This window comes from Pseudonocardia bannensis (assembly GCF_012911875.1).
Taxonomy (GTDB): domain Bacteria; phylum Actinomycetota; class Actinomycetes; order Mycobacteriales; family Pseudonocardiaceae; genus Pseudonocardia; species Pseudonocardia bannensis.
Genome location: NZ_JAAXKZ010000006.1, coordinates 86,074 through 92,667, shown reverse-complemented (window position 1 = coordinate 92,667; position 6,594 = coordinate 86,074). Strand labels below are relative to the sequence as shown.

The following is a 6,594-nucleotide window of genomic DNA, read 5'->3' as shown; positions in this document are numbered from 1 at the left end:
CCCGCGGGGAGATCCTGGAGCTCAAGAGCACGGTCAACACGATGGTGGACCAGCTCTCCAGCTTCGCCGACGAGGTGACGCGGGTGGCCCGGGAGGTGGGCACCGAGGGCAAGCTGGGCGGGCAGGCTCAGGTCAAGGGCGTGTCGGGCACCTGGCGCGACCTGACCGAGAGCGTCAACCAGCTCGCTTCCACGCTGACCACCCAGCTCCGTGCCATCTCGGCGGTGTCCACGTCGGTGGCCAGTGGTGACCTCACCCAGCAGATCAAGGTCGCGGCCCTCGGCGAGGTGGCCGAGCTCAAGGACAACATCAACCAGATGATCGTGGCCCTGCGCGAGACCACGAAGGAGAACGCCGAGCAGGGCTGGCTGGACTCGAACCTGGCCCGGATCGGCGGGCTGCTGCAGGGCCAGCGTGACCTCGCCGAGGTCTGTCAGATGATCATGAATGAGGTGACGCCCCTGGTGAACGCGCAGATCGGGGCGTTCTTCCTGGGGGTCGACCCGGCCGGTGCCGACGCCGCGGCCGACGGGTCCGAGCCCACCGGGCCGGAATGGCGGCTGTGCGGCGGTTACGCGCTGACCCCCGGCGGGTCGGCGAGCTCCTTCCGCGCCGGGGAGGGGCTGGTGGGCCAGGCGGCGAGCACCAAGCAGGTTGTCCTGGTGGAGGACATTCCGGGGGAGTACCTGCCGATCCGCTCCGGCGTGGGCGCCACGTCGCCGCGGGCCGTCGTCGTGCTGCCCGTGTTGTTCGAGGGAGAGTCGCTCGGCGTCATCGAGTTCGGTTCGGTCGCACCGTTCTCCGAACTGCACCTGACCTTCCTGGAACGTCTCGTCGGCACCATCGGTGTCGCGATCAAGACGATCCAGGCGAACCGGCGCACCGAGGAGCTCCTGGCGCAGTCCCAGGGGCTGGCCATCGAGCTGCAGGACCAGTCGGCGGAGCTGCAGCGCACGAACGCCGAGCTGGAGGAGAAGGCCGAGCTGCTCTCGGAGCAGAACCGCAACATCGAGATCAAGAACATGGAGATCGACGCGGCGCGGCGCGGCGTGGAGGAGAAGGCCCAGCAGTTGGCGAAGGCCAGCCAGTACAAGTCCGAGTTCCTGGCCAACATGAGCCACGAGCTGCGCACACCGCTGAACTCGTTGCTGCTGCTCTCGCGCCTGCTCGCCGACAACCCGGACTGCAACCTCACCCCCAAGCAGATCGAGTTCGCCAGCACGATCCACAACGCCGGGTCGGACCTGCTGGTGCTGATAGAGGACATCCTCGACCTGTCGAAGATCGAGGCCGGCCGGGTGGACGTGCAGCCCGGCCCGGTCGACCTGGCCGAGGTCCGCGGCTACGTCGAGCAGGCCTTCGGGCCGCAGGCCGAGCACAAGGGCCTGCAGCTGCGCGTCGAGATCTCGCCCGAGCTGCCCCCGGTCATCGCCACCGACGGTCAGCGACTGCAGCAGATCCTGCGCAACCTGCTCTCCAACGCGGTCAAGTTCACCGCCACCGGCAGCGTCGTGCTGAGCATCGAACCGGCCGTGAACGGCTTCCCGTACGGGGTTCCGACGCTGGAGGCCGCCCGCGAGGTGGTGGCCTTCACGGTGAAGGACACCGGGATCGGCATCGCCGACGACAAGCTGGACATGATCTTCGAGGCCTTCCAGCAGGCCGACGGGACCACGAGCCGCAAGTACGGGGGTACCGGACTGGGCCTGTCGATCAGCAAGGAGCTGGCCCGCATGCTGGGTGGGGCCATCACCGTGTCCTCCGAGGTGGGCGCCGGGTCGACGTTCACCCTGTTCCTGCCCGGTGACCTGCCGGACGGGTCGGCCGCGCCGGCGCGTCCGGTCCCGGTCCGGCAGCCCGCCGAGACCGGTCCCGGGCCGGTGGGTGGCCCGCTCGATAGCTCCGCGATCCTGCGGCCCACCCCCGCGGCGGCGGGAGAGCAGCCCGCCCCGGTGGAGCTGCGGGGCGTGACGGTGCTGATCATCGACGACGACGTGCGCAACGTCTTCGCCCTGACCAGCGCCCTGGAACTGCACGGCCTCACCGTGCTGTACGCCGACAACGGTGCCGACGGGATCCGGTTGCTGACCCAGCACCCGGAGGTGGACATGGTGCTGATGGACGCGATGATGCCCGACATGGACGGCAACGAGACCACCCGGATGATCCGGGGGCTGCCCGGCGGCGCCGACCTGCCGGTCGTCTTCCTGACGGCCAAGGCGATGCCCGGCGACCGGGAGTCCAGCCTCGCCGCCGGCGCGACCGACTACATCACCAAGCCCGTCGACCTGGACGAGCTGCTCGCGGTGATGGCGTCGTGGGTGGCGCGGGCCCGCGCGGTCCGCCCGCGGCAGTACGGAAGCTCGTCATGACGCAGGATCCGGCCGCGAAGGTGCTGGTCGTGGACGACCGCCCGGAGAACCTGGTCGCGTTGGAGGCCATCCTGCAGGGCCTGCCCGTCGAGATCGTCTCGGTCACCAGCGGCGAGGACGCGTTGAAGCGGCTGCTGGTCGACGACTTCGCGCTGATCCTGCTCGACGCGCAGATGCCCGGGATGGACGGATTCGAGACCGCCGAGCACATCCAACGACGTGAACGGACCCGGCGCATTCCGATCGTGTTCCTCACCGCCGCGGCCTATGACGCCCACCTGGCCTACCGCGGGTACCAGGCAGGCGCGGTCGACTACCTCACCAAGCCCTTCGACCCGTGGGTGCTGCGCTCGAAGGTGATGGTCTTCGTCGATCTCTGGACGGCGGGCGCGACGCTCGCCGCGCGGATCGCCGAGTGCGAGGCCCTGCGGGCCGCGGTGCACGACGCCCGGGAACTGCTCGACAACCCCTGGCAGGACCCCGCATCCGTCCTGCCACGGGTGCGCGCCCGGCTCGAGGCGGTCGACCCCAGCAGGATCTACTGACGACCGTCTGGTCACGGCGGGACGGAAAGGCGCGTCGAACTTCGTCAGCGGGGAGTGCAGACCACCGCAGGCCCTGGGTGATTTCGTCGACGGACCTGCTTCGGCAGGCCGTCAAGGGTGGAAGGCAGCATGATCACCGCGATGCCGGACCCACGTCCGCACGACCGGACCGTCTGCTCGCGCGATGGCTGCACGCCGCTCGACGTCGGTGTCGGCGTCCATCCGTTCGGCGCGCGGGTCTGTGCGGTCCGGGGAGAGGTCGACATCTCCTCCGCCCCGGCGTTGGAGGCTGCTGTGCGCTCCGCGCTGTCCGGTGACCGGGCGGTCGTCGTCGATCTGACGCTGGTGGACTGTGTCGGCTCGGCCGGCGCCCACGCGCTGGCCAGGGCGGTGAGTGCGGCACCGGTCGATCGGTTCCTGGCGCTCGTCGCCCGCCCGCTGGCCTCCCGGGTCCTCTCCCTGTGTGGGCTGACCCCGGCGTTGCCGTGCTACCGCACCCTCGCGGAGGCACTGCTCGCGTGCCAGGACTCGGGTGACACCGGTCCGTGGTCGTGAACCCGAACCCGGGCTCGGCCACCGGTACCGCCCGGGAGGAGTCCGTGCCGGTCCGGCTCCGGTCAGCGGTTCACCGGCCCCGGGGTCAGGGCGGCCAGCGCGTCCTCGACGGCCAGCACGACGGCGCCGCGCAGCGCCCCCGCGCTGATCCCCGCCTCGGCCCGGCTGCTGCGGACCTGGTCGAGCGGTCCGGCCAGCACGCCGGCCAGCCGGTCGTCGGCACCGCCGATGTGCGCGACCATCGCGTCGACCCCGTCGGCGAGCCGGTCCAGGGGCTCGGCCAGGCCCGGGTCCGATCGCTCCTGCTCCCGCGCGAGGTCGGCGAGCAGGGCCGCGCTCTGCATGGTCCCTTCGACGGCTCGGCTCAGCCGCTCCACCGCGGACGGCCCGGCGAGCCCGGCTCCCACCCGGCGGATGAGCCGGCGCCGCGGGTTCCACCAGGTGCTCTCCTGCCCGTACCAGACGGCGTCGTCGGCACGCAGCACGGCGCCGCGTAGCTGCCGTGCCCGGTGGACCCACTCATCGGCGTTCGCGGTGTCGCACCCGTTGCGGACGCCGTCGGCCATGGCGCGCACCAGGTCCACGAGTTCGGCCCCGAGTCGGCGCACCGCGTCGTCACCTACGCGTAGGTGCACCGGTGGGAGCACGAGGGTGTTGACCGAGGCCCCGATGAGGGTGCCGGTGACGGTGAGCCCGGCCCACATCGCAAGATGCCAGAGGTGGCTGGAGAACCCGCTCGCCACCATGATCACCGCGGTGATCGCGATCCAGTAGCCGTCGGGGCCGAACCGGTGCCAGCGCCCGATGAGCAGGCCGGTGAACACGGCCAGCGGGATCGCGACCGAAGCCGGGGCGCCGACGACGCCGAGCACGTACGCGAGCAGCACCCCGGCCAGCACGACGGCGGCCTGCTGGACCGCGTTGCGCCACGACCGGTACACCGTCCCGGTCACGGCGAGCACGGCTGCGTACGGGGCGAGGAAGGCGTTCGGGGCTTCCAGCCACCAGGTGGCGACGAGGGCCAACAGCGCGGCCAGCGCCGATTTGGCCGCCTGGACGACGATCTCGCGCTCGCGACCGGGCCGCCGGAGGGCCGCGACGCGTTCGGAGAGGAACCGCACCATGCGCACGACGGGGACGTAACCGGATCCCTCGATCGTTACGCGGGCGGCGGGGCGGCTCACAGATTTCGTCGTCGGTCACGGCCGGCGAGCACCGACTCCGGCTGTTCGTACACCGTGTTAGCTTCGGCGCACTGGGCGTCGCCGGAGCCGCCCGGCCCGAACGGGGGAGCAGCGCATGACCGACACCACCACGACCGGCGGCGCCACGGCCGTTCAGCAGCGTAAGCAGCGCAACGCGCAACGCGGTGCGTTCCTGGGCTTCTTCGTCGACATGTTCGACATCTATCTGCCGATCCTCGTGCTCGCCCCGGCGATCACGTACTTCGTCTCGCCCGACCTCTCGGCGTCCGCGACCGCCCTCGTCACCGGGTCGATCTTCGCGGCGACGCTGGTCGGGCGGCCGCTGGGTGCGCTGCTGTTCGGCCGGTACGCCGACACCCGCGGCCGCAAGCAGGCGACGGTGGTGGCGGTCGCCGGGTTCGGCGTGCTCACCGTCGTGATCGGCCTGCTCCCGGGCTACGAGACCTGGGGCATCACCTCGGTCGTGCTGTTCATCGCGCTGCGGTTCCTCGTGGGGATCTTCGTCGGCGGGGAGTACACCGCGGCGAGCCCGCTGGCCATGGAGTACTCGCCGAGGTCCGAGCGCGGCCGCAACGGCGCTCTGATCATGACCGGGTTCCCGCTCGCCTACGTCGCGGTCGCGCTCATCACCCTGGTGATGCTGCAGATCGCCCCGGCGGGCGGGCCGGACTCCCCGTACGTGCAGTGGGGCTGGCGCATCCCGTTCTTCCTCGGCGGGGCCCTGGCGTTCGCGTTCGTCGTCTACTTCCTGCGCGAGGTCGACGAGTCCGAGGTGTTCGCCAGCGGAGGCGGATCGACCGCCCCGGTCCGGGATCTGTTCAGCGGGCAGAACCGGAAGAACTTCCTTCAGGTCTTCGTGCTGATGACGGGTTTCTGGCTGACGCTGAACTGCATCACCGCGATCCTGCCCGGACTGTTGGCCCGCGAACTCGGCCTGTCGAGCACGCAGATCAGCCTGATCCTGGTGGTGGCCTTCCTCGCCGTCGCCGTGGGCTACGTCGTCGCCGGCGTGACCAGCCAGCGGACCGGGCGCCGACCCTTCCTCATGATCGCGGGCCTGGTCTCGGCCGTCCCCGGCACGGCGGTCTTCGCCCTGCTCCTGGTTCTGCGCCCGGAGAACGTCATCGTCATCGGTGCCCTGGTGACCCTCCTCGCGGTGCTCGTCGTGTCCGTGTGGGGGCTCGCGACGGTGTACATCAACGAGCGCTTCCAGACCGGGGTGCGCGCCACGGGATTCGGCCTGGGTTACAGCCTCGCGGTCGTCATCCCGTCGTTCTACGCCTTCTACCAGTCCGGACTGTCGTCGTTCATGCCGGCGCAGTACACCGTCCTTCCGCTGCTGGTGATCGGTTCGGTCCTCATCACGATCGGTGCGGCCATGGGGCCGGAGACGCGCGACGTCGACTTCGGTGCAGCGCGGCCGGCGGTCGTCGGCGAGCGCGCGTGACCGGCGTCAGTCCCGCATCCAGGAACCGAGGATCATCATCGTCTTGGTCCCGGTGACGTTTCCGGTGCGCCGCAGGTGGTCGATGCTCTGTTTGAGGTGGCCCATGTCGCGCACCCGGAGCCAGATGAGCGCGTCGGACTCACCGGCCACGGTGAACACGGCCTGCACCTCCGGGAGCGTGGCGGCCGACCGGACGATCTCCTCGACCCCGGTGGTCCCCAGGTAGCGCAGTTCGGTGAACGCCTCGATGCCCCAGCCGAGTTTGGCGTGGTCGATCTCCACGGTGAACCCGGTGATCACGCCGATCTCCCGCAGCCGGTCGACGCGGCGCTTCACCGCGGCGACCGACAGACCGATCTTCTCGGCCATCTCCGAGTAGGTCCGGCGACCGTCCTCGCGCAGCAGCCGCAGCAGGGAGTGATCGATCTCGTCGACGTCGACGGACATGGCGGTACCTCCTGTCGGCTGCC

At 70.6% G+C, this 6,594-nt stretch carries 6 protein-coding genes; 4 read left to right on the top strand and 2 right to left on the bottom strand.

Annotated features, from left to right (window positions below):
* From HF519_RS03280 to HF519_RS03270, 3 genes are all read left to right on the top strand, one after another.
* Positions 1-2,372: ATP-binding protein (locus HF519_RS03280; RefSeq protein WP_169410110.1), on the top strand; the 2,372-nt coding region annotated here is incomplete at its 5' end.
* Positions 2,369-2,917: a response regulator gene (locus HF519_RS03275; RefSeq protein WP_169410109.1), complete on the top strand. Its 549-nt coding sequence runs from the start codon at positions 2,369-2,371 to the stop codon at positions 2,915-2,917. The genes HF519_RS03280 and HF519_RS03275, both read left to right, overlap by 4 nt.
* A 141-nt stretch (positions 2,918-3,058) precedes the next feature.
* The gene (locus HF519_RS03270) at positions 3,059-3,472 is read left to right on the top strand and encodes an STAS domain-containing protein (protein WP_169410108.1); all 414 of its coding nucleotides are present in this window, start codon (positions 3,059-3,061) and stop codon (positions 3,470-3,472) included.
* Between the two features lie 62 nt (positions 3,473-3,534).
* On the opposite strand, the gene HF519_RS03265 is transcribed toward HF519_RS03270, so the two are convergent.
* Positions 3,535-4,656: an FUSC family protein gene (locus tag HF519_RS03265; protein WP_169410107.1), complete on the bottom strand. Its 1,122-nt coding sequence runs from the start codon at positions 4,654-4,656 to the stop codon at positions 3,535-3,537.
* Positions 4,657-4,771: 115 nt separating this feature from the next.
* On the opposite strand from HF519_RS03265, the gene HF519_RS03260 reads away from it, so the two are divergent.
* Entirely contained in the window at positions 4,772-6,124 is a 1,353-nt protein-coding gene (locus tag HF519_RS03260; RefSeq protein ID WP_169410106.1) for an MFS transporter, read from the top strand.
* Between the two features lie 6 nt (positions 6,125-6,130).
* Here HF519_RS03260 and HF519_RS03255 read toward each other — a convergent pair whose 3' ends face one another.
* Positions 6,131-6,571 (bottom strand): Lrp/AsnC family transcriptional regulator, encoded by a 441-nt coding sequence (locus HF519_RS03255; protein WP_169410105.1) that lies wholly within the window; start codon positions 6,569-6,571, stop codon positions 6,131-6,133.
* Positions 6,572-6,594: the final 23 nt, after the last annotated feature.